Origin of the sequence: Streptomyces sp. E-08, from assembly GCF_049913095.1 — a bacterium.
Lineage (GTDB): Bacteria > Actinomycetota > Actinomycetes > Streptomycetales > Streptomycetaceae > Streptomyces.
This window is the reverse complement of record NZ_CP183971.1, coordinates 2,125,497-2,146,438: the sequence shown is the minus strand read 5'-3', so window position 1 is coordinate 2,146,438 and position 20,942 is coordinate 2,125,497. Positions and strand designations below refer to the sequence as shown.

Annotated in this window: 18 protein-coding genes; 10 read left to right on the top strand and 8 right to left on the bottom strand. The window is 74.7% G+C overall.

Going from position 1 to position 20,942, the window contains the following annotated elements:
- Window positions 1–6 precede the first annotated feature (6 nt).
- Window positions 7–777, bottom strand: a complete 771-nt coding sequence (locus ACN9MM_RS09825) for an IclR family transcriptional regulator (RefSeq protein WP_382868168.1) — start codon at window positions 775–777, stop codon at window positions 7–9.
- A gap of 150 nt (window positions 778–927) precedes the next feature.
- Here ACN9MM_RS09825 and ACN9MM_RS09820 point away from each other — a divergent pair, with 150 nt between their 5' ends.
- Complete coding sequence (locus ACN9MM_RS09820) at window positions 928–2,430, top strand: aldehyde dehydrogenase (NADP(+)) (RefSeq protein ID WP_426363261.1); 1,503 nt, start codon at window positions 928–930, stop codon at window positions 2,428–2,430.
- 44 nt (window positions 2,431–2,474) lie between these two features.
- Here the strand turns inward: ACN9MM_RS09820 and ACN9MM_RS09815 are convergent, their stop codons facing one another.
- A complete protein-coding gene (locus tag ACN9MM_RS09815; RefSeq protein ID WP_426363260.1) occupies window positions 2,475–3,482 on the bottom strand; it encodes a zinc-dependent alcohol dehydrogenase family protein in 1,008 nt (335 codons plus the stop codon).
- Between the two features lie 90 nt (window positions 3,483–3,572).
- On the opposite strand from ACN9MM_RS09815, the gene ACN9MM_RS09810 reads away from it, so the two are divergent.
- Complete coding sequence (locus tag ACN9MM_RS09810) at window positions 3,573–4,487, top strand: AraC family transcriptional regulator (protein ID WP_426363259.1); 915 nt, start codon at window positions 3,573–3,575, stop codon at window positions 4,485–4,487.
- A gap of 62 nt (window positions 4,488–4,549) precedes the next feature.
- Here the strand turns inward: ACN9MM_RS09810 and ACN9MM_RS09805 are convergent, their stop codons facing one another.
- Window positions 4,550–5,911, bottom strand: coding sequence for an MFS transporter (locus ACN9MM_RS09805; RefSeq protein WP_426363258.1), 1,362 nt, complete (start codon window positions 5,909–5,911; stop codon window positions 4,550–4,552).
- 70 nt (window positions 5,912–5,981) lie between these two features.
- Here ACN9MM_RS09805 and ACN9MM_RS09800 point away from each other — a divergent pair, with 70 nt between their 5' ends.
- From ACN9MM_RS09800 to ACN9MM_RS09785, 4 genes are all read left to right on the top strand, one after another.
- A complete protein-coding gene (locus ACN9MM_RS09800; protein ID WP_426363257.1) occupies window positions 5,982–6,959 on the top strand; it encodes a GlxA family transcriptional regulator in 978 nt (325 codons plus the stop codon).
- A 204-nt stretch (window positions 6,960–7,163) separates the two neighbouring features.
- The gene (locus ACN9MM_RS09795; RefSeq protein WP_426363256.1) at window positions 7,164–7,640 is read left to right on the top strand and encodes a GNAT family N-acetyltransferase; all 477 of its coding nucleotides are present in this window, start codon (window positions 7,164–7,166) and stop codon (window positions 7,638–7,640) included.
- A gap of 65 nt (window positions 7,641–7,705) precedes the next feature.
- Window positions 7,706–8,413 carry a DsbA family oxidoreductase gene (locus ACN9MM_RS09790; RefSeq protein ID WP_426363255.1) on the top strand — a complete coding sequence of 236 codons (708 nt, stop codon included), beginning with the start codon at window positions 7,706–7,708 and terminating at the stop codon, window positions 8,411–8,413.
- Window positions 8,414–8,503: 90 nt separating this feature from the next.
- Window positions 8,504–9,562, top strand: coding sequence for an aminotransferase class V-fold PLP-dependent enzyme (locus tag ACN9MM_RS09785; protein WP_426363254.1), 1,059 nt, complete (start codon window positions 8,504–8,506; stop codon window positions 9,560–9,562).
- 203 nt (window positions 9,563–9,765) lie between these two features.
- Here the strand turns inward: ACN9MM_RS09785 and ACN9MM_RS09780 are convergent, their stop codons facing one another.
- On the bottom strand, window positions 9,766–10,278 hold the full coding sequence (locus ACN9MM_RS09780) for a MarR family winged helix-turn-helix transcriptional regulator (protein ID WP_426363253.1): 513 nt from the start codon (window positions 10,276–10,278) through the stop codon (window positions 9,766–9,768).
- A gap of 114 nt (window positions 10,279–10,392) precedes the next feature.
- On the opposite strand from ACN9MM_RS09780, the gene ACN9MM_RS09775 reads away from it, so the two are divergent.
- Window positions 10,393–11,463: an alkene reductase gene (locus ACN9MM_RS09775; protein WP_426363252.1), complete on the top strand. Its 1,071-nt coding sequence runs from the start codon at window positions 10,393–10,395 to the stop codon at window positions 11,461–11,463.
- Between the two features lie 56 nt (window positions 11,464–11,519).
- Here ACN9MM_RS09775 and ACN9MM_RS09770 read toward each other — a convergent pair whose 3' ends face one another.
- Window positions 11,520–12,617 carry a pyridoxal-phosphate-dependent aminotransferase family protein gene (locus ACN9MM_RS09770; RefSeq protein WP_382868188.1) on the bottom strand — a complete coding sequence of 366 codons (1,098 nt, stop codon included), beginning with the start codon at window positions 12,615–12,617 and terminating at the stop codon, window positions 11,520–11,522.
- A 278-nt stretch (window positions 12,618–12,895) separates the two neighbouring features.
- Here ACN9MM_RS09770 and ACN9MM_RS09765 point away from each other — a divergent pair, with 278 nt between their 5' ends.
- Together ACN9MM_RS09765 and ACN9MM_RS09760 are read left to right on the top strand one after the other, a co-directional pair.
- Window positions 12,896–13,909: a hypothetical protein gene (locus tag ACN9MM_RS09765; protein WP_426363251.1), complete on the top strand. Its 1,014-nt coding sequence runs from the start codon at window positions 12,896–12,898 to the stop codon at window positions 13,907–13,909.
- A gap of 46 nt (window positions 13,910–13,955) precedes the next feature.
- The gene (locus ACN9MM_RS09760; protein ID WP_426363250.1) at window positions 13,956–15,041 is read left to right on the top strand and encodes an amidohydrolase family protein; all 1,086 of its coding nucleotides are present in this window, start codon (window positions 13,956–13,958) and stop codon (window positions 15,039–15,041) included.
- A 79-nt stretch (window positions 15,042–15,120) separates the two neighbouring features.
- On the opposite strand, the gene ACN9MM_RS09755 is transcribed toward ACN9MM_RS09760, so the two are convergent.
- Together ACN9MM_RS09755 and ACN9MM_RS09750 are read right to left on the bottom strand one after the other, a co-directional pair.
- Entirely contained in the window at window positions 15,121–15,681 is a 561-nt protein-coding gene (locus ACN9MM_RS09755; RefSeq protein WP_426363249.1) for a GNAT family N-acetyltransferase, read from the bottom strand.
- Window positions 15,678–17,780, bottom strand: coding sequence for a penicillin acylase family protein (locus ACN9MM_RS09750; RefSeq protein WP_426363248.1), 2,103 nt, complete (start codon window positions 17,778–17,780; stop codon window positions 15,678–15,680). The genes ACN9MM_RS09755 and ACN9MM_RS09750 overlap by 4 nt, the downstream gene beginning before the upstream one ends.
- A gap of 492 nt (window positions 17,781–18,272) precedes the next feature.
- Between ACN9MM_RS09750 and ACN9MM_RS09745 the strand changes: the two genes are divergently transcribed.
- A complete protein-coding gene (locus ACN9MM_RS09745) occupies window positions 18,273–19,271 on the top strand; it encodes an SCO1860 family LAETG-anchored protein (RefSeq protein WP_426363247.1) in 999 nt (332 codons plus the stop codon).
- 115 nt (window positions 19,272–19,386) lie between these two features.
- Here ACN9MM_RS09745 and cobC read toward each other — a convergent pair whose 3' ends face one another.
- Entirely contained in the window at window positions 19,387–20,907 is a 1,521-nt protein-coding gene (gene cobC / locus ACN9MM_RS09740; protein WP_426363246.1) for an Rv2231c family pyridoxal phosphate-dependent protein CobC, read from the bottom strand.
- Window positions 20,908–20,942: the final 35 nt, after the last annotated feature.

The following is a 20,942-nucleotide window of genomic DNA, read 5'->3' as shown; positions in this document are numbered from 1 at the left end:
GGCGGTTCAGAGGCGGCGGGTCGCCAGCGTCAGCCGGTCCCGCGCGTCGAACAGCGCGTCCTTGATCATCTGCTCGTGGGCCGGGGTGAGCCGCGCCACCGGCACCGAGCAGCTGATCGCGTCCCGCGCCGGGGTCCGGTACGGGATCGCGACGCCGAAACAGCGCAGCCCCAGGGTGTTCTCCTCGCGGTCCACGGAGTAGCCCTGCTCGCGGATGACGCGCAGCTCCTCGATGAGCTGCTCGCGGTCGGTGATCGTGTGCTCGGTCAGCGCCGGGAGCGTCTCCGGGAGCAGCTTGCGCACCTGCTCGTCGCTGTGGGTGGCGAGCAGCGCCTTGCCCAGTGAGGTCGAGTGCGCCGGCAGCCGGCGCCCGACCCGGGTGAACGGCCGCAGATAGTGCTGGGACTGACGGGTCGCCAGATAGACCACGTTGGTGCCGTCGAGCCGCGCCAGGTGGATGGTCTCCGTGGTGTCGTCGGAGAGCCGGTCGAGGGTGGGCCGGGAGGCGGCCACCACCTCGTCGCCGTCGATGTACGAGGTGCCGACCAGCAGCGCCCGCACCCCGATCCCGTACCGCGTGCCCGTCGCGTCCGTCTCCACCCAGCCCAGCTCGACCAGGGTGCGCAGCAGCATGTACAGGCTGGACTTGGGGTAGCCGACGGCCTCCTGGACGGCGGCGAGCGAGTGCATCCCGGGGCGCCCCGCGAAGTACTCGAGCAGCTCCACGGTCCGCACGGCGGACTTCACCTGTGCCCCACCCGCGTCGGCAGTCGCCATGGCCCTCGCCCCTTTTCCGTTGTCCGGCCGTCCACCGGCCGGCCCGGCCGGACCGGGCCCTTGTGGAGACGGCCGGGCCGTCAATAGAGTCCCGTCCAGATGCGTTCATCTACGGGAACTGTGTTCAGAATAGCGAACAGGGGCGTGGCGGTGGCAGCAGAACCAGTGTGGAGTGTGGACCCCCGGACGGGGAAGCCGCGCGAGCAGGTTGCGGTGGAGGCCACATCCGACGAGGTCGACCGCGCCGTCCGGGCCGCGCACGCCGCCCGCGAGGCCCTCGCCGACCGCGCCGTCCGGGCCGCCTTCCTCCGTACCGCCGCCGACCTCCTCGACGCCTCGGGCGAGCACGTCGTCGAGGCGGCCGACGCCGAGACCGCCCTCGGCCCCGTCCGCCTCACCGGAGAACTCGCCCGCACCACCGCCCAGTTGCGGGCCTTCGCCGAGGTCGTCGAGGACGGCTCGTTCCTCGACGTCCGGATCGACCTCCCCGACCCCGCGGCCACCCCGCCCCGGCCCGACCTGCGCCGCTGGAAGATCCCGCTCGGCGTCGTCGCCGTCTACGCCGCGAGCAACTTCCCGCTCGCCTTCTCCGTCCCCGGCGGCGACACCGCGAGCGCCCTCGCGGCCGGCTGCCCCGTGGTCGTCAAGGCCCACCCCGACCACCCGGCCACCTCCGAACTCTGCGCCTCCCTGCTGCGCCGGGCCGCCGCCAAAACCGGACTCCCCGAGGACGTCGTCGTGCTCGTCCACGGCTTCGACGCGGGCGTCGGGCTCGTCCGCCACCCGCTCGTCTCGGCGGCGGGCTTCACCGGCTCGATCCGCGGCGGCCGGGCCCTCTTCGACGCGGCCGTCGCCCGGCCCGTCCCCATCCCCTTCCACGGCGAACTCGGCTCCCTCAACCCCGTCGTGGTCACCGAGGCCGCCGCCGCGGAGCGCGCCGGGGAGATCGGCGCCGGGCTCGCCGGGTCCCTGACCCTGGGCGCCGGCCAGTTCTGCACCAAGCCCGGCTTCGTCCTCGCCCCCCGCGGAGAGGACGGCGACCGCTTCCTCGCCGCCCTCACGGCCGCCGTCAGCGACACCGAACCGGCCGTCATGCTCGACCGCCGCATGCGGGACGCCTTCGTCGCCGGGGTCGCCGAGCGCGCCGCGCTCGCCGGGGTCGACACCCCGGTCACCCCCGGGGCGGGCGGCGCCCACACCGTCAGCGCCGGAGTCCTCGCCGTCGACGCCGCCGCACTGTCCGGCGACGGCCACCGCCTCCTCCTGGAGGAGTGCTTCGGACCCGTCACCGTCGTCGCCCGCTACTCCACCCGCGAGGAGGTGACCGCCGTCCTCGGCCTGCTGCCGGGCAACCTCACCGCCACCCTGCACATCGCCGAGGATGCCGCCGAGGACCCCGACGCCGCCCCGCTGCTCGCCGCCCTCACACCGCTGGCCGGCCGCGTCCTCGTCAACGGCTGGCCCACCGGCGTCGCCGTCGCGCCCGCCCAGCACCACGGCGGCCCCTACCCGGCCACCACCTCCACCTCCACCTCGGTCGGCGCGACCGCGATCGAGCGCTGGCTGCGCCCGGTCACGTACCAGTCGACCCCCGGCCACCTCCTGCCGCCCGAACTCCGCGACGGCAACCCGCTGGGGCTCCCGAGGCGCTAGGGCTCCGAGGCGCTGGGCCGCCAGGGCTCCGAGGGGCTGAGGGGTCAGTGCTCCACCCGCACCACGATCTTCCCGAGGTGCGTGTTCGACTCCATCAGCCGATGGGCGTCGGCGATCCGCTCCAGACCGTCGAAGGTCTCGGCGATCACCGGCGCCAGGGAGCCGTCCCGCAGGCCCGAGCCGATGAACCCGGCCGCGCGCCGGCGCCCCTCCTCGGTCCTGGCCAGCGCCCCGTTCGCGTACCCGTGCGTGGTCAGCGGCCAGTTCCGCGACAGCTCCGTCGGCCGCGGGTCCAGCCAGCCGTACAGCACGGCGGTGCCGCCGGGCCGCAGCGCGTCCCCGAGCCGGGCGAAGCCGGGCCCGCCGATCGCGTCGAAGGCCAGGTCCGCGCCCGCCCCGCCGGTGATCCGCCGCACGTGCGCGACCAGGTCCTCGGTGTCCGTGGCGACCACGTGCGCGGCCCCCACGTCGAGGAGCCGCTTCCGCTTCCCCTCGCCCCGGGTGGTGGCGATCGGCACCGCGCCGACCCGCAGCGCGATCTGGATCGCGGCGGTGCCCACCGAGCTCGACGCCCCCGTGATCACCACGTGCTCGCCCGCGCCGAGACCGCCGGTCAGCACCATCCCGCCGTACGCGGTGAAGTAGCTCAGCCACACCGCCGCCGCCGTCACCGCGTCCACCCCGTCGGGCCGGGCCACCACGTACTCCTCGGGGAGCACCACCCGCTCCGCGTACACGCCGTACCGCCCGAAGTCGAAGTTGGCCGCCGCCATCACCGGGTCGCCCGGGGCGTACGCGGTGACCCCGGCGCCGACCGCCTCGACCACGCCCGCCGCCTCGTAGCCGAGCCGCGAACCCGGCAGCGTCGCCGGGTAGTAGTAGGTGCCCTCGCGGAACAGCGCCTCGGCGCGGTTGAGCCCGATCGCGTCGACCCGGACGAGCACCTCCCCGGGACCGGGCGCCGGCAGCGGCACCTCCTCGACCCTCAGCACCTCGGGGCCGCCCAGCTCGTGGAACAGAACCGCCTTCGTCGTCATGCCTGTTGTCGTCATGACCTCGACGTTAGGAGCGGTGAGGAAGACGATCCATGTCTCCTCGGCTTCCCACCATGTCCGATCGTCTCGCACGCTACCGTTCAGGTCATGGACGTACTGAGCGATGCCATCGCCGCCATGCGCACCGGGCGCCCCCACTCCTCCCGCACCGTCCGCTTCGCCCCCTGGGGCTTCCGCTTCCCCCCGAGCAAGGGCGCCGGATTCCACGTCGTCCTCCAGGGCGCCGCCTGGCTGCTGCCCCCGGACGACGGCGCCCCCGTCCGGCTCGGCCCCGGCGACGTCGTCCTCCTCGCCCACGGCACCGGCCACGGCCTCGCCGACCGGCCCGACACCCCGCTCGTCGACGCCCTGCCCGCCCCCGACGGCTCCTGGCCCACCCGCCCCGACCGGGGCCCCGTCGGCGCCGAGGAGACCCTGCTCCTGTGCGGGGCCTACCAGCTCAGCCGGGCCCGCGCGCACCCCCTGCTCACCGGCCTGCCGCCGTACGTCCACCTCCCCGCACGGGTCGGATCCCACCCCCGGCTGCGCGCCGCCGTCGACCTGCTCGGCGCCGAACTCGCCGAGCCCCAGCCGGGATCCGACGCCATCGTCCCCGCCCTCCTCGACACCCTGCTCCTGTACCTGCTGCGCACCTGGTGGCTCACCGAGCGCGCCGACCGCTCCACCGGCTGGTCGGCCGCACTGAGCGACCCGGCCGTCGCGGGCGCCCTGCGGGCCCTGCACGGCGAGCCCGCCAGGGCGTGGACGGTCGAGGAGCTCGGCGCGCTCGGGGGCCTCTCCCGCGCCGCCTTCGCCCGCCGCTTCACCGCCCTCGTCGGACGCCCGCCGCTCGCGTACCTCACCTGGTGGCGCATGACCACGGCGGGCCGTCTCCTCCGCTCCGACGACCTCCCGCTCCGCGCCGTCGCCGAACGCTCCGGCTACTCCTCGGAGTTCGCCTTCGCCAAGGCCTTCAAGCGCGCCTACGGGGTGGCACCCGGCCAGTACCGCAAGGGCGCCTAGGGCCTGTCGTCACCTTCCCGTCGCGGGGCGGACGGGAAGGTGACGACAGGCCCCAGGAGCGTCTATCGGCCTCCCCGGCGCGGCAGCCGCAGCGAGGCCAGTGTCGTCACGGTCAGCAGGCCGGCGCTGATCAGGAGGCTCGTGCGCAGGGCCGTCGCCATGTCCTGCGCCGCGAGCGAGCCGAAGACCGCGATCGCGAGGGCGCCCGCCGTCTGCCGGATCGCGTTCAGGAGACCCGCCGCCGTGCCCGCCCGCTCCGCCGGGACGGCCTCCATCATCGCCGCGATCAGCGGCGGCAGGGAGAAACCGGCGCCGAGCGCGAGCGGGACGAGGAGCAGCGCCTGCGCCACCCGCGAGGAGTCCGCGTCCACGGTCAGCAGGCCGAGCAGTCCGGCCACCGCGACCACCTGGCCCACCACGATCGGCAGCCGCGCCCCGTACCGCGCCGCCACCCGCGCCGACAGGATGTTCACCCCGGCGAGCAGCCCCGTCATCGGCAGGAACATCAGCCCCGCGCCGAGCGCCGAAAGCCCCAGCACCTGCTGGAAGAAGAGGCCGAACACGAAGACCATGCCGTAGAAGGCCACGCTGTTCGCCGAACCGGCCGCCACCGCCACCGCCACCGTCGGGTTCCGGAACAGCCCGAGCGGCACCATCGGATGCCGCCGCCGCGCCTCGATCAGCAGGAACGCGGCGAAGGCGGCCACCGCGATCCCCAGCGCCCACCAGGCTTCCGTCCCGCCCTCGATCGCCGCGAACGTCAGGGCCCCGAGCGCCGTCATCGCCGTCAGCTGCCCCGGCAGGTCCAGGGGGGCCGGCCTCCGCTCCGAGCGGGCCACCCGGGTCAGCAGGGCGAGCGCGAGGATCCCGAGGGGCAGGTTGATGAAGAAGATCCCGCGCCAATCCCAGGCCGTGGTCAGGGCCCCGCCCGCGACCGGGCCGAGCGCCACCGCGACCGTGCCGCCCGCCGCCCACAGCGACACCGCCCGCGCCCGTCGCCCCGGATCGCCGTACGCCTCCCGTACGAGCGCCAGCGAGGCCGGCAGCATCACGGCCGCCGCCGCGCCCTGCACGGTCCGGGCCGCCAGGAGCCCCGCGAGGCCGGGGGCCAGACCGCAGGCGGCCGAGGCGAGGGTGAAGACGACGACCCCCGCCCCGTACGCCCGGCTCGCCCCGACCCGGTCGGCGAGGGCCCCGCTGGAGAGCAGCAGCGCGGCGAAGGCCAGCGTGTACGAGTCGACCACCCACTGCAGGCCCGTCATGCCGGCCCGCAGGTCGGCGCCGATGGCGGGCAGGGCGACGTTGACGACGGACGTGTCGAGGGTGATGAGGGCGAAGCCGAGCATGGCGGCGGCGAGCGCGGGACCGGGGGAAGGAGCGCCGGGACGGACAACGGGCGCCTGGGTGACGAGTGTTGAGGACATGCGCCCAGCTTCGTGACCTGCGGGGCCGTACAGTAGTGGCTGGAATGCCATACGACCGGAGGTTCTGGCCATGTCCGTCGACACCCGGGTCCGGCGCGTCGCCGTGATCGCCGCCCAGCCCGTCTCGATGTTCAACCTGGCCATCCCGGAGATGCTCTTCGGCAAGGTCGAGATCGACGGCCGGCCCGGGTACGAGACGGTCATCTGCGCCCCCGACCCCGGGCCCGTCACCACCACCGGCGGCCTCGACCTGGTGATCCCGCACGGCCTCGAAGCCGTCGCCGGGGCCGACACCGTGATCCTCGCGGGCAGCGGCGCGTACGAGAAGCCCGACCCGCGCGTCCTCGACGTCCTGCGCGCCTCCGCCGACGGGGGCAAGCGGATCGCCTCCATCTGCACCGGCGCGTTCGCGCTCGCCGAGGCCGGACTGCTCGACGGCCGGTCGGCGACGACGTACTGGGCGTACCGGCCGCTGCTCGCGGCCCGGCACCCGGCCGTCGACCTCCAGGACGACGTCCTCTTCGTCCAGGACGGCCCCGTGCTCACCTCCTCCGGATACGCGGCGGGCATCGACCTCTGCCTGCACGTCATCCGCACCGACCACGGCGCCGCCGTCGCCAACACCGTCGCCCGGCTCGCCCTCGTCGCACCCGTCCGGCCCGGCGGCCAGACCCAGTTCACCCAGACCCCGCTGCCGCCCGAGCGCGGGGTCTCCTTCGCCGACACGCGCGCGTGGGTGATGGAACACCTCGACGAGCCCCTCGGCCTCACCGACCTCGCCCGGCACGCCGGTGTCTCCGTCCGCACCCTCTCGCGCCGCTTCCACGCCGAGACCGGCGTCAGCCCGCTCCAGTGGCTGCTCCACCAGCGCGTCGAGCGGGCGAAGGAGCTTCTGGAGACCACCTCCCTCGGCATGGACCAGGTGGCCCGCGCGAGCGGCCTCGGCACCGCCGACTCGCTCCGCCAGCACCTGCTGCGCCGCACCGGGCTCACCCCCAGCGCCTACCGGTCCACCTTCAGCCGCCTGACGGGCACCGGAGCCGTCTGATCCGGGGCCCGGAGCCACCTGATCCGGGGCCCGGAGCCACTTGATCCGAGGCCCCGGCGTGCGGTGGTCCGGAACCGTACGGGGCCGTGCGTGCGGTGGTCCGGAACGGGCGGGGGCCGTGCGTGTGTGGTGGTCCGGAACCGGGCGGGGGCGTGCGTGCGGTGGGTCCGGAACCGGATCGGTCGCCCCGGCGTTCGAACGTGCGTGATCAGACTCGCCACCGCCGCCGACGTCGACGCCGTCGTCGCCCTCCACGCCGAGGCCCGCGCCACCTACTACCGGGGCCACCTCCCGGCGGCCGAGTTCCTCGGCCCCGAGGCGGTCGCGGACTCCCGCGAGCGCTGGGCGGACGCCGTCGGCCGCGGCGCCGTGCTCTGCGCCGAGCGCGACGGCGTGATCGCCGGAGTCGCCGCGCACCGCGTCGACGGCGCCGCCGCCTTCCTCAGCCAGCTGCACGTCGCCCCCGCCCAGTGGCGCCGGGGCGTCGGCGGCGAGCTGCACGCGGCCTGCCTCGCGGCCTGGCGCGCCGCCGGCGTGACCTCGGTCCGCCTGGAGGTCTTCGAGAGGAACGAGCGCGCCCAGGCCTTCTACGCGGCCCACGGCTGGACGCCGGACCCGGAGACCCCGCGCTCCGGCAGGCACCTGGTGCTCCGGCTCACACCGGGGCCGGAACCGGAATGAACCGGACCGGCGCGTACGTTCCCGCACACGTACACCCCACCGGCAACCCCTCGGAGAGAAGTCACATGCGCGTCGAGATCTGGAGCGACATCGCCTGCCCCTGGTGCTACATCGGCAAGGCCCGCTTCGAGAAGGGGCTCGCGGCCTTCGCCCACCGCGACGACGTCGAGGTCGTGCACCGCTCCTTCGAGCTCGACCCGAACCGCGCCAAGGGCGACACCGGGCCCGTCCTGGAGATGCTCGCGACGAAGTACGGCCGCACCCTCGACGAGGCCCGCGCCATGGAGGCGCACGTCGCCTCGAACGCGCACTCCGAGGGCCTCGGCTACCGCACCGAGGGCCGCGACCACGGCAACACCTTCGACATCCACCGGCTCCTGCACCTCGCCAAGGAGCGCGGCCGCCAGAGCGAGCTCCTGGACCTCGCCTACCGGGCCAACTTCGCCGAGGAGCGCTCCGTCTTCGACGCCGAGACCCTGGTGGCGCTCGGCGTGGAGGCCGGTCTCGACGAGACCGAGGTCCGGACCGTCCTCGCCGACGCGACCGCCTACGCCGACGCCGTGCGCGAGGACGAGCGCGAGGCCGCCGAACTCGGCGCCAACGGCGTGCCGTTCTTCGTCCTCGACCGCCGCTACGGCGTCTCCGGCGGCCAGCCCGCCGAGGTCTTCACCCAGGCGCTGGAGCAGGCCTGGCAGGGTCGGGTCCTGCAGCCGGTCGGCACCGACGCGGAGGTCTGCGGCCCGGACGGCGCCTGCGAGGTCCCGCAGGCCTGAGCCTCTGACCTGCGGAGATAAGCGTGTCTTGGGTGTCCCCACGGTCGAATCGCCATTGACGGGTGATCGTGGGGAATCCAGGGTGGGGACATGGAATCCCTTGATCAGCCGCTCGGCGGCGCCGAGTTCGCGCCCAAGCAGACCTATCTGAACACCTCCGCGTGCGGACTGCTGCCCCGCCGGACCGTCGAGGCCGTCACCCTCCTCGCCGAGGAGACCGCCGACGGCCGCCCCGGCGGCGCCGGCGACTTCGACATCGTGGACGAGGCCCGCGCCGCCTTCGGCCGGATCGCCGGTGTCTCCGCCGAGCGGGTCGCCGTCGGCAGCTCGGTCGCGGTCCACTGCGGGATGATCGCCCAGTCGCTGCCCGCCGGGTCCGAGGTCCTCTTCCCCGAGGGCGAGTTCTCCTCCGTCATCACACCCTTCACGATCCGCGGCGACCTCAAGATCCGCTTCGAGCCGCTGGAGCGGCTCGCGGAGTCCGTCCGGCCCGGGACCGCGCTCGTCGCGTTCTCCGCCGTGCAGTCGGCGGACGGCCGCACGGCGGACTTCGCGGCGGTACGGGGGGCGGCGGCCGCCCACGGCGCGCGCACCCTCCTGGACGCCACCCAGTCGGCGGGCTGGCTGCCGCTGAACGCGGGGGAGTGGGACTACACGGTCGCCGGCGGCTACAAGTACCTTCTCTGCCCGCGCGGGGCGTCCTTCCTCACGGTCACGGAGGAGGCGCAGGACTCGCTCCTCGCGATCCACGCGGGCTGGGTGACGGGTGAGGAGATGTGGGTCAACAGTTACGGTCCGGTCAGGGAACTGGCCCGCTCCGCCCGCCGGTTCGACGAGCCGGCGGCCTTCCTGTCGTACCACGGGGCGGCCCGTTCGCTCGCCCTCCTGGAGGAGATCGGCATCGAGCGGATCGAGGCCCACGACAAGGGGCTCGCGGCACGCTTCCGCTCCGGGCTGCTCGCCCTCGGGCACGCGCCGGTCATGGACGACTCGACGGTCGTCGCCGTCCCCGGCCTCGGCGACCGGGCGGACGCCCTGCGCGAGGCGGGCGTCCTGCTGTCGGCCCGCGCGGGCAACCTGCGGGCGTCCTTCCACCTGTACAACACGGCGGCGGACGTGGACCGCGCCCTGGAGGTCCTGGCGGGCTGACCGCCACCGCGACCCGGCGGGCGGGGCGGTACGGCAGACGGAGGGGCGGCCCGGTCCGGTGTCGGGCGGGGGAGGCCAGGTCCGGGCGGGCGCCCGGTCCGGTGTCGGGCGGGAGCGGCCAGGTCCGGGCGCCCGGTCGGGCGTCGGGCGGGGGAGGCCAGGTCCAGACGTCCGGGCGGGAGCGGCCCCGGTCCGGGCGGCCGTCAGCAGACGGCGCCCACCTCGCCCTCCTCGCCCGCCTCCTTCGCCAGGTTCTCGCCCACGAGGCCGAGCAGGCGGGCGAGTTCCGCCGTGTCGGCCGGGGCGAGCCCGGTCAGGGTGCTCTCCTCCAGGCCCTTCCAGGCCCCCTCGACGCCGGCGCGCAGGGCGAGGCCCTCGTCCGTCGCCTCGACCAGGACCGCGCGCCGGTCGGCCGGGTCCGGGCTGCGGCGGACGTAGCCGCACTGCTCCATGCGCTGGAGCATCTTCGTCACCGTGGAGGGGTCCAGGCCCAGCGACTGGATGAGCTCCGACTGGCGGACCGCCCCGCAGTCCCACAGGCGCATCATCATCAGCTCCTGGCCCGGGTAGAGGCCGAGGTCGCGCAGCCGCCGGCCCATGGCGATCCGGTGGAGCCGCGCGACCCACGCCAGCGTGTGGCTGACGGTGCCGGTGCACGCGGCGGAGGGGTGCGGCCCGGCGGACGGGGCGGTACAGACGGGGTCGGTTCCTGACATGGGGGCTCCTCGGGACGGCTCTCCCCACAAGATTACCTTGGTCGGCCAATGAATGGGTTACAGTGGCAGCGGCCCAATTAGTTGGCCGACCACATATTCATGTGAGGGACAGCCGTGACCACTGCATTCGACCCCATCGACCTCGCCGGAACCCGCCTCGCGAACCGCATCGCGATGGCCCCCATGACCCGCAGCCGCGCCAACGGCCAGGACGGCACCCCTCCGGCGATCGTCGCCGAGTACTACGCCCAGCGCGCATCCGCGGGACTGATCATCAGCGAGGGCGTCCAGCCGGTCCCCGAGGGCCAGGGCTACCCCAACACCCCCGGCCTCCACAGCCGCGAGCAGATCGCCGCCTGGCGCGAGGTCACCACCGCCGTCCACGAGCGCGGCGGCCGGATCTTCGCCCAGCTCATGCACTCAGGCCGGATCGGCCACCCCGACATCCTCGACGGCGACCTCCACCCCGTCGGCCCCTCGCCGATCGCCGCCGCCGGCCAGGTCTACACCCACGAGGGCCCCAAGACCTACGTCGCCCCGCGCGAGCTCACCGGCGACCAGGTGCACGAGGCCGTCGCCGGCTTCGCCTCCGCCGCCCGCAACGCCGTCGAGGCCGGCTTCGACGGCGTCGAGATCCACGGCGCCAACGGCTACCTGATCCAGCAGTTCCTCGCCTCCGGCTCCAACCACCGCACCGACGAGTGGGGCGGCTCCGTCGAGAACCGCATCCGCTTCGCCGTCGAGGTCGTCAAGGCCGTCGCCGCCGAGATCGGCCCCGAGCGCACCGGCCTGCGCATCTCCCCGGCCAACACCCTCAACGACATCAGCGAGACCGACACCGAGGAGATCTACACCCGGCTCCTCACCGCGATCGAGCCCGTCGGCATCGCCTACCTCCACGTCCTGGAGACCGGCCCCGAGCGCCGTCCGCTCGTCCTCGACCTGCGCAAGCGTTTCGCCGGCACCTTCATCCTCAACCCCTCCACCGGCGACGCCCCGACCGGAGCCGAGTCCCTCGCCCTGATCGAGGACGGCGTCACCGACCTCGTCGCGTACGGCAGGCAGTTCATCGCCAACCCCGACCTGCCCGCCCGCCTGAAGACCGACGGCCCCTACGCCACCCCGGACCCCGCCACCATGTACGCCGGCGGCCCCGAGGGCTACATCGACTACCCCGCGCTCTGAACCCGGGTGCGCGAAAGGGGCGGGAGGTCCGGACCCCCCGCCCCTTCCCGTACGGGCTACCAGGCCTCCGTGACCGCCCGGCGCGCCGCCTCCAGGTCCACCGTCCGGCCCGACTCGCCGAGCGCCGCGCCCAGGGCGGCGAGCGAGGACTGCACGGCCCCCGGGGTGGCGTCCACCCCGTAGTGGTTGACCCGGATCATCTCCTTGGCCAGCGCCCCGCCGCCCGCGATCAGCGGCAGCGACGGATCGGCGGCGAGGGCCTTCGCCACCAGCTCCGAGGCGTCGAGACCCGCGGGCACGCGCAGCGTCGTCGCCACCGGCGCCGCGTCCTTCGCCTCGTACACGTACGGCTCCAGGCCGCCGCCCAGGGCCACCGCGCCCGCGCGGGTCGCGGCCGCCGCCGAGGCGTGCCGGGCCATCAGCGCGTCCAGGCCCTCGGCCTCGATCCGGTCCACGCAGGCCTCCAGGGCCAGCATCTCCAGCTGTGCCGGAGCGTGCAGGAGCGCCTTCCGGCCGCCGTCGATCCAGCGCTCCTTCCAGTCGAGGAGGGAGAGGTACGAGCGGCGCGGCGCGGCCGGGTTGGCGGCGAACCGCTCCCAGGCCCGTGCGCTCACCGACACCGCCGACACGCCCGCGGGGCCGCCCATCGCCTTCTGCGCGCCGATGATGCACATGTCCACGCCCCAGGCGTCCGGCAGCACCGGCTCGGCACCGATCGACGCGACCGCGTCCAGGTAGAACAGCGCGCCGTGCGCCCGCACGACCTCGCCGATCTCCGCCACCGGGTTGGTGTTCCCGGTCGCCGCCTCCGCGTGCACGAGCGACACGAAGTCGATCTCCGGGTGCTCGGCGAGCGCCCGCTCCACCTGCTCCGCCGTCACCGCCGCGTGGAACGGGACCTCCAGGTCGACCACGGTCGCCCCGCAGTCCCGCAGCCAGTTCCCGAAGGTCTGCCCGTACGGGCCGGTGACGACGTTCAGCGCGGTCGAACCGGCCCGCGCCCCGCTGCGGATGCACCCCTCCAGGGGCAGCAGCGCCTCGCCCTGGGTGATCACCACGTCCTGCTCGGTGGAGAGCAGCGCGGCGACCCGGCGCTCGATCGACGCGAAGTGCGCGGCGGTCAGCGGGGCCAGGTCCAGCAGCGGATGTGTCACGGTCACGGGGGTTCCTTCTTCGCGGTCGAATACGTGTCGCATACATCGGGACGCGACTCGTGCCAGCCTAAGCGTTCCGGCCGCCGCCCGGCGGGCGCGTACGGCCCGCCGGCCGAGGGCGCGGCCCGGGGAGGCGACGCGCCGTCACGATCGTGTGCGGAACATGTCACAGGGCTCGTACCGCGGGCCCGGGGTGCTTCCCCCGGAGCCCCGGCGGTGGGATGTTGCGGCCGGAGCGGCGCCGCAGGAGGCCGCCGGGAGGAACCGGGGTGGACACCATGTTCGAGAACAGAAGGAACGGCGAGAGCGGGAGAGACGCCGAGAGCGGAAGAACGCGCGGGAACGACGGGACGCGCGGAACGAGGTCGCGCCGCGCGGCCGTCGCCGCCGCCGCGGCGCTCGCCGTCGCCGCACCGCTGACCCTCGTCGCCTCGGGGGACGCGGGAGCGACCGGCACGGCGTGGGCGTCCGCGGCCCGCCCGATCGTCTTCGCCCGCTACGACGCGGCGGCGCCCGTCGAGGACCTGTACGCGATCGCCCCGGCCGGCGGCCTGCCCGTCAGGCTCACCCACACCCCCGCCGTCAGCGAGGTGATGCCCAGCTGGTCCCCGGACGGCAAGCGGGTGGCGTTCCTCCGCTACGGCTCCGGCGGGGCGATCGACGGCATCTGGACGATGAAGAGCGCGGGCGGCGACCTGAAGCCCGTGCCCGGCACCAAGGGCGCCTCCGACCCCGCGTGGTCCCCGGACGGCAAGCGGATCGCCTACTCGAAGCCGGTCGGCACCCAGCGCGAGATCTACGTCGCCGACGTCGACGGCAGCCCCGCCACCCGGCTCACCCACTCCCCGCAGGACGAGTTCCACCCGACGTGGTCCCCGGACGGCAAGAACCTGGCGTTCAGCCGCGCGGACACGGCGTCCGGGAACAGCAGGCTGATGCGGATCCAGCTGGCCACCCTGACGCAGACGCCGATCACCCTGGCGGGCTCCCACGACTGGACGCCCGACTGGTCGCGCACCGGCCGGATCGTCTTCAGCCGGGTGGACCCCACCGGCTTCGCACACCTCTACGTCATCCGGCCCGACGGCTCCGGCACGCAGCGCATCACCTCGGCCCGCGCCAACGACAAGTACCCCTCCTGGTCGCCGGACGGCAGGCGCGTGGTCTTCACCCGGGGCGGCACCGACGACGCGGACCCCGAGCACCTCTTCCTGGTCCGGGCCGACGGCACGGCGCTCACCCAGCTCACCAAGACCGACTCGCACGACCTGGAGGCCGACTGGCGCCCGTGAACCAGGCGCCCGCCCGCACGCCCGGCACGGCTCGTAGAGTGCGGGTATGAGCGATCACGTGGTGCTGCATGTGAAGGGGCGGGTGCTCGTCGGCCCGGAGGACGTCCGTGACGAACTGTGGTGCGTCGACGGGCGGATCACCTTCGAGCGGCCCGCCGCCGAGGCCGTGACGGTCGAGGGCTGGGTGCTCCCGGGCCTCGTCGACGCGCACTGCCACGTCGGCCTCGACCGGCACGGCCCCGTCGACGAGGCGACCAGCGAGAAGCAGGCCCTCACCGACCGGGACGCCGGCACCCTGCTCATCCGTGACGCGGGTTCGCCCTCCGACACCCGCTGGATCGACGAGCGCGAGGACCTGCCGAAGATCATCAGGGCGGGGCGGCACATCGCCCGCACCCGCCGCTACATCCGCAACTACGCCCACGAGATCGAGCCGGCCGACCTCGTCGCGTACGTCGGCCGCGAGGCGCGCCGCGGTGACGGCTGGGTCAAGCTCGTCGGCGACTGGATCGACCGCGAGGCGGGCGACCTCACCGCCTGCTGGCCGCGCGCCGAGGTCGAGGCGGCGATCGCGGAGGCGCACCGGCTCGGCGCCCGCGTCACCGCGCACTGCTTCGCCGAGGACTCCCTCCGGGACCTCGTCGAGGCGGGCATCGACTGCATCGAGCACGCCACCGGGCTCACCGAGGAGACGATCCCGCTCTTCGCGGAGCGCGGTGTCGCGATCGTCCCGACCCTCGTCAACATCGCGACCTTCCCGCACCTCGCCGACGGCGGTCAGGAGAAGTTCCCCCGCTGGTCGGCCCATATGCGCCGGCTCCACGAGCGCCGTTACGACACCGTCCGCGCCGCCTTCGACGCGGGCGTGCCCGTCTTCGTCGGCACCGACGCGGGCGGTTCCCTCGCCCATGGACTCGTCGCCGAGGAGGTCGAGGAACTGACCCGGGCGGGCATCCCGCCGATCGACGCGCTCGCCGCCACCGCCTGGGGGGCCAGGGCCTGGCTGGGCCGACCCTCCCTGGAGGAGGGGGCCCCGGCCGATCTCGTGGTCTACGGCGAGGACCCGCGCGCGGACGTCCGCGTCCTCGCGGCACCGCGCCGGGTCGTCGTCAACGGCCGGGTCGTGGGCTGAGCACCGCCGGGGGACTGCCGGCGGGGTCACGACCCGCAGAGGTCCCCCGTCGGCGCGGCCCGGTCGGCGGTCGGCCCGGTCAGCGGCTCAGGAAGGCCAGCCGGGCCCGCTTCTCCGGGATGAAGACGTCCGGCAGGTCCACCTCGGGGAGCACGACCTCCGGGCCGAGCACGAAACCGGCCCGCACCATGCGGGCGATCGCCTTCTCGTTGGCCGCGTCGGGCTCGATCACGATCCTGGTGCGGTCCTTCAGCGAGAAGTCGACGAGCGCGGTGAGCAGCCGGCCGGTGAAGCCGGGCTCGGGGGCGAGGCCCGGCGCGACGAACAGGTGCACGCCGATGTCGCCAGGCAGCACCTCGTAGCACTCGCTGACCCGGTCCGCGTCGGGGTCGTACGTCTGGAAGAGGGCGACCGGCTCCCCGTCCCGGCTGACCAGGTATCCGTGGTGCGTGGTCAGCGAGTCGAGGTGCGCGTAGATCTCCCGGACCTGTTCGAGGGTGGTCCCGACCATGCCCCAGAAGCGGGCCCGCTCCTCGTTGACCCAGCCGTGCAGGAGCGGGGCGTCGCCGTCGGGGTCGACGGGCCGGACCGTGACGGTTCCGAAGCCCTCGACGGTCTGGACGTGTACGGCGGTGGTCATCCCTGCTCCTTGGTGAGGTTCTGCCAGTCGGTGGTGACGGGGGCGAGCTCGCCCCTCAGCCACAGGGGGAGTTGGTCGTGGTGGTGCGGGTCGCCGGGGACGCCGGACGCGCCGAACGGCACGATCCAGCGGCTCCGCTCCCGGTCGGCGAGGTCCCAGACGTAGCGGGCGGCCGAGGCGCGGGCGCTGCGGTCGGTCCACCCGGGCACGCTGGACGTGGAGAGCACGCAGTCGTGGTCTCCGCCGAGCCCCGGCCACCGGTCGTCGTCCGGGTCGGGCAGCGCCTGCCAGGGCGCGAGCCGGTGCGTCACGCCCCAGGCGGCCGGCGGCTCGCCGGCGCCGACCTCGTCGAGCGCCTCGCCCACGATCCGGCCGACGTCCCCGGCGGGCACGGGCCCGGCCACGAGCAGCGTCTCCAGGGCGAAGGCGACGCGCGGCCCGAGCGCGAGCCAGGGCCGGAAGAGCTCGGGGTACGGGGCGGGTTCGCGCAGCGGCGCGAAGGCCTCGTGCGCGGCGAGGCGGCGCACGACGGCCCCGCGCACGGCGGCGTAGAGCCCGGCGTCGGCGCTCTCCGCGTCCATCCGCCGGTCCCAGCCGAGCAGCCGCTCCCGGGCCCGGGTGCCGCCGGGGGAGAGGGGCGCGTCCGCGCGGCGTACCGCCTCCAGGAGGCGGGTCGCCGAGGGGTTGTCGGTGTCCGAGTGGATCGCGGCGGTCGTCTCCGGCGTCCAGGCCGCCGAGGCGTCCAGCAGCTCCTCGATCCGGGCCGCCCGGTGCGGCGGGGCGAACTCGACGCCCAGGGGCGCGGCCAGGCCCCGGGCGTTGGCCATCACGGCGTGGCCGCGCACCTCGGCGCGCGGCAGCGGGGCCGGGGCGTCGGCCCAGGCGTGCGCCGGGTCCCAGGCGGGCACGATCCGCAGCGAGTTGGCCCGGTCCCGTACGGGCACGTGGCCGGCGACCCGGTGCAGGAGGCCGCCCCGGGTGTCGGCGGCCTGCACGACGTTCACGGGCTCGACCCAGCCGTCGAGGGCCGTGTCCACGTCGGCGACGGTCCGGGCGCGCAGCAGCGCGGGCAGTGCCCCGAAGCCGAGCTCGCCGGTGACCCGCGGCGGGTGGCGCAGGGCGAGGGCCTCCCAGGGGGAGGAGCTGTCCCCGGGCTCGTCGTCCACGCCGATGATGACCGGCCCCCGGGCCGTCTCGACCACCTCGATCACCACCGGCTCCCCGTCCGCGACCTCGATGGTCTCCGGGTGCGCGGCGGCCGGGGCCCAGCCGTCCGGGCCGAGGGCCTCGACGGTGCCGTCGGGGAGGCGCCGCAGCCGCTCCCGGTAGAGGTCCTGGTAGTCCGCCATCGCGTTGGTGATCGCCCAGGCCACCGGCCCGGTGTGGCCGAAGTGGGCGAGTCCGGGGACGCCGGGCACGGCCAGGCCGACCACGTCGTACGCGGGGCAGGCGAGCCGGATCTGCTGGTAGACGCCCGGCGCCTCGATGAACCGGTGCGGGTCGCCGGCCACCAGGGCCGCTCCGCTCGCGGTCCGCGCGCCCGCCACGACCCAGCCGTTGGAGCCGGCGGTGCCGGGCCCGTCGGTCGCGAAGAGCTCCGTCCACTCCTCGCCGAGCCGGCGGGCGACCTCGTCCCGCCACAGCTTGGTGGGGAAGCCGGCGAAGAGGATGTGGGTCGAGAGCCAGACGGCGAGCGGGGTCCACGGCTCCCAGCGGCCGGGCGTGAGTCCGGTCTCCGCGAACTCGGGCGCGTGGCCCGCGCCTTCGGCGAGGCCGTCGTTGACCCCGTCCACGTACGCGGACACCCACGCCGCCGTCGCCGGGTCGGTCTCCGTGAGGTGCGCGAAGCAGCGACGGGCGGTGTCGGCGAGCCGGGCGCGCCGGACGAAGGTGTCCCAGCCGAGCTCGGCGGCGCCGAGGAAGGCGGCGGTGGTGCCCTGCGCCCGGTGCCGCTCGACCTCCAGCTGCCAGGCGCGGTCGCGGGCGGTGACCCGCCCCTGGGCGAAGGCGAGTTCGTCCGGGTCCGCGGCGCGCAGATGGGGGACGCCCCAGGCGTCCCGGTAGACCTCGATGCTCACGGAGACCCCGATCCCGTCCATGTCCGACCGTACACATGCCGCCATCCCCGCTTAGGTTAGGCTGGCCTAAATTAATCTACAGGAGTGCGGGGGAGGGGTTCCCGGTGGGCCACGGCCGGCAGGGCGCGGTACTCAGGCTGATGCGCGGCAAGGACTCACGTTCACGGTGACGGGGGCCGAGCGGGTCACCGAGGACACGCGCTCGGTTACCGGCGCGCGACCTGAGCGCACCGGGTTGACGATCCGTGACCCGGGAGGTCCGCGGATCGTTCTCACCGATTCCGTGCACACCTCCCCGTACGAAACACGCGGGACAACCGGGAACGGTTGTGTCGAGAAAAATCGAAAATGAACACGGAAACCCCCCTTTGGAGTGAACTCACGTCAGGCGACCGCCGGTTCACTCTCCGTGCGTAAAGATTCCGGTGTCTCAAGTCGCCGAGGCCGCGCCGACCCACCGTCCCCGTGGTGAGCGGCCGGCGACGCCATGTCTCCTGTGGGGGTTCCACCATCTTGAACAGCAACACCTTCCGCATGCCCGTACGCCGTTCCGCCGCCGCCGCGACCGTCGCCGCCCTGGCCGTCGGCCCCGTGCTCCTCGCGGCCCCGGCGGCGCACGCCACGGGCGGTGAAGGGCGTGCCACCGCCGTCGTGCTCCGGACCGGCCTCGACGTCTCCCTGCTCGGCAAGACCGTGAACGTGCCGGTCCGGGTCTCCCTCAACGAGGTCAAGGCCCCCGCGAGCGAGAACGAGACCGCGCTCTCCGTGAAGGTGCAGGGAGCCGAGGGCGGGGAGCCCGTCGACATCCTCAAGGCCGACGTCGCCACCGCGGACGCGACCGTGGACGAGAAGAAGGCCGAGGGGCACGTCAACCTCGTCAAGGCCCGGGTGCACGTCCCCGGCATCCCGCTGCTCTCCCTGATCGAGGTCGAGAAAGTCACGTCCAGGGCGCTGTGCGAGGTGGGGAAGAAGCCGGTCGCCGAGTCCAACGTCCTCGGCCACGTCACCGTGTTCGGCAAGAAGACCACCCTGTCCGCAGGCGGCCGCACCCAGGTCAGCGTGCCCGGCGTCGGCGAGGTCACCCTGGACCTCTCCCGTACGTCCACGACCTCCCGCACCGCCGCGGCCACCGCGCTCGAACTCAACGTGGCGGTCAACCCGCTGGACCTCGGAGTCGCCAAGGTCAACGGCACGGTGACCCTCGCCGAGGCCACCTGCGAGACCCCCAAGGGCACCGCCCCCACGGAGAAGCCCACCGAGAAGCCCACCCAGCGGCCCACCGAGAAGCCGACCGAGCGCCCCGGTGAGCAGCCCACCCAGCAGCCCTCGGTCGAGCCGAGCGACGCCGGCGGGATCAAGACCGACAACGGCGGCACGACGCCCACCGAGAACCTCGCCGAGACCGGCGGCAGCTCCACCACCCCGTACATCGCGATCGGAGCGCTCGCGCTCCTCGTCGCCGGCGGCGGCGCCCTCGTCGTGACCCGCTCGCGCGGCCGCTCCCGCGGCTGACGGCCCGAGGGGGAAGCGCCGGGGGCGCCGGGAGGGAAGCGAGGGTCCGGGGAGGGCGGCGGTGACGACACCGCCCTCCCCGGACCCTTCCGCGTACGCCTCGGAGCCGGGCGGCTCAGCCGCCGATCAGCAGCGCCTGGTCGAGCGCCTGCAGGAAACGGTTCGTCGTCACCCGGTCCCGGACCGCGAGCCGCAGCCAGTTCCGGTCGAGCCCCGGGAACGTGTCGCCCCGGCGGGCCGCGAACCCGAGCGACCTCAGCCGCTCCCGCACCACGTCCGCCCCGTCGATCCGCAGCAGCACGAAGGGACCCTCCGCCCCCGCGACCGTCCGCACCTCGTCGAACTCGGCGAGCCCGGCCAGCAGATGGGCCCGCTCCACCCCGATCCGGTGCGCCGCGTGCTCCGCCTCCGCGAGCGCCGCCCGCGACATGCACGCCTCGGCCGCCACGAGCGCCGGCGTCGACACCGGCCACAGCGGCTGCGCCCGCTCCAGGGCCGCGACCGTCTCCGGCTCGGCGAGCACGTACCCGATCCGCAGCCCGGCGAGCCCCCAGGTCTTGGTGAGGCTCCGCAGCACCACGAGCCCCGGCACGTCGGTCCGCCCGGCCAGCGACTCCCGCTCGCCCGGCACCGCGTCCATGAACGCCTCGTCCACCACCAGGATCCGCCCCGGGCGGGCCAGCGCGGCGATCGAGGCGGCCGGATGCAGCACGGACGTCGGGTTCGTGGGGTTCCCGATCACGACCAGGTCCGCGTCCTCCGGCACCGCCGCCGGATCCAGCCGGAAACCGTCCTCCTCGCGGAGCAGCACCCGGCCCACCTCGTGCCCGGCGTCCCGCAGCGCCGCCTCCGGCTCGGTGAACTGGGGGTGCACCACCACCGGCCGCCGCACCGGCAGCGCCCGCGCGAGCAGCACGAACGCCTCCGCCGCGCCGGCCGTCAGGAGCACCCGGTTCGACGGCAGGTCGTGCCGCTCGGCGACCGCCGCCCGCGCGGCCCGGTCGTCGGGATAGGCCGCGAGACCGGTCAGCGAGTCGGCGATCCGCTTCCGCAGCCAGTCCGGCGGGGTGTTCGTCCGGACGTTGACCGCCAGATCGATGAGTTTCTCGTCCCTGACCTCGGCGTCACCGTGGTGGCGCAGGTCGTGGGCGTCGGTATGCGTGTGCGTGTCCATGGCCGCCGTCGTGTGGGGGGTGGGGATGGTGGGGGGTGAGCCAGGCTCGCCAGCGATGTACCCGTGAGTCCGGGGCAACAACCGTACGCCTGGAGCCTCTTCGTTCGGACGAACCGGGACGGAAGCAGCGAGAGCGCACGTTACGTACCGGGATTTCCGCTTCGGCACGACCAGAACGCCCGGCTCCCCGCCCGCTCCCGCCGCCAGCATGGCCGCCGCCTCCGCCACGGACGCCGTGCCCGTCGCGGCCAGCGGCAGCGCCGAAGGATGCGGTACGGGTACGGTCGCCAGCTCCCCGGCCGTGAAGGCGCGCACCGGCACCCCGAGCGCCGCCGCGGCCGCCACGATCCCCGGCTCCGCCGCCCGCGCGTCCAGCGTGGCCAGCGAGCCGACCCCGGCGCGCGTCAGGCCCGCCTCCCGCAGGACCGCGCCGACGAGCGCGAGGACCTCGTCCACCGGCACGCCCGACCGGGCCCCGACGCCGAGGTGCGCGGACG

Coding starts and splice junctions, on each gene's coding strand:
- ACN9MM_RS09750 (WP_426363248.1), bottom strand. CDS start 17,780: ATGGACGGGATCGGGGTCTCCGTGAGCATCGAGGTCTACCGGGACGCC.
- ACN9MM_RS09785 (WP_426363254.1), top strand. CDS start 8,504: ATGGAATCCCTTGATCAGCCGCTCGGCGGCGCCGAGTTCGCGCCCAAG.
- ACN9MM_RS09765 (WP_426363251.1), top strand. CDS start 12,896: ATGTTCGAGAACAGAAGGAACGGCGAGAGCGGGAGAGACGCCGAGAGC.
- ACN9MM_RS09800 (WP_426363257.1), top strand. CDS start 5,982: ATGTCCGTCGACACCCGGGTCCGGCGCGTCGCCGTGATCGCCGCCCAG.
- ACN9MM_RS09755 (WP_426363249.1), bottom strand. CDS start 15,681: ATGACCACCGCCGTACACGTCCAGACCGTCGAGGGCTTCGGAACCGTC.
- ACN9MM_RS09780 (WP_426363253.1), bottom strand. CDS start 10,278: ATGTCAGGAACCGACCCCGTCTGTACCGCCCCGTCCGCCGGGCCGCAC.
- ACN9MM_RS09790 (WP_426363255.1), top strand. CDS start 7,706: ATGCGCGTCGAGATCTGGAGCGACATCGCCTGCCCCTGGTGCTACATC.
- ACN9MM_RS09810 (WP_426363259.1), top strand. CDS start 3,573: ATGGACGTACTGAGCGATGCCATCGCCGCCATGCGCACCGGGCGCCCC.
- ACN9MM_RS09825 (WP_382868168.1), bottom strand. CDS start 777: ATGGCGACTGCCGACGCGGGTGGGGCACAGGTGAAGTCCGCCGTGCGG.
- ACN9MM_RS09815 (WP_426363260.1), bottom strand. CDS start 3,482: ATGACGACAACAGGCATGACGACGAAGGCGGTTCTGTTCCACGAGCTG.
- ACN9MM_RS09805 (WP_426363258.1), bottom strand. CDS start 5,911: ATGTCCTCAACACTCGTCACCCAGGCGCCCGTTGTCCGTCCCGGCGCT.
- ACN9MM_RS09760 (WP_426363250.1), top strand. CDS start 13,956: ATGAGCGATCACGTGGTGCTGCATGTGAAGGGGCGGGTGCTCGTCGGC.